Origin of the sequence: Rhodococcus sp. H29-C3 (assembly GCF_030063405.1) — a bacterium.
Classification (GTDB): Bacteria; Actinomycetota; Actinomycetes; order Mycobacteriales; family Mycobacteriaceae; genus Rhodococcoides.
Window position 1 is genome coordinate 1 of the sequence record NZ_JASITC010000073.1, and the last position, 534, is coordinate 534.

General features: G+C 59.9%; 1 protein-coding gene. It reads left to right on the forward strand.

Features of this window, described 5'->3' with window-relative positions; genetic code table 11:
• Nucleotides 1-534 (forward strand): phosphopantetheine-binding protein (locus tag QMK32_RS25230; protein WP_283478314.1); only part of this gene is annotated, 534 nt, incomplete at both ends.

The window sequence follows — 534 nt, forward strand, 5'->3', positions numbered from 1 at the left end:
TCGATGTGGTGCGTGATCGGGTGGTGTCGGTGTTGCCGGGGCATATGGTTCCGTCGGCGTTCGTGGTGTTGGAGTCGATTCCGTTGACTCCGGCGGGCAAGTTGGATCGACGAGCACTACCCACGCCGGAACTCGGACGCAAGTCCGAATTCCGATCTCCGGAAACAGCGCGACAGCAGAAAATCGCCGACGTGTTCACCGAACTACTCGACGGCCGCAGAATAGGTATCGACGAAAGCTTCTTCGACCTCGGTGGAAATTCGCTCGTCGCAACACGACTCGTGGCGCGCGTCAATGCGGAGCTCGGGACCGGACTGCGGGTTCTCGACCTTTTCGAGGCACCCACCATCGAAGAGCTGGCGTTACGCGCCGAAAGTTCCAAGGCCAGGGGTTCGCGTCCTGTGTTAGGTGTGGTGGAGCGTCCGTCGGTGATTCCGTTGTCGCAGGCGCAGCGTCGGATGTGGTTCATCAATCAGTTCGATACGTCTTCGCCTGCGTACAATATTCCGCTTGCGGTGCGGTTGTCGGGTGCTC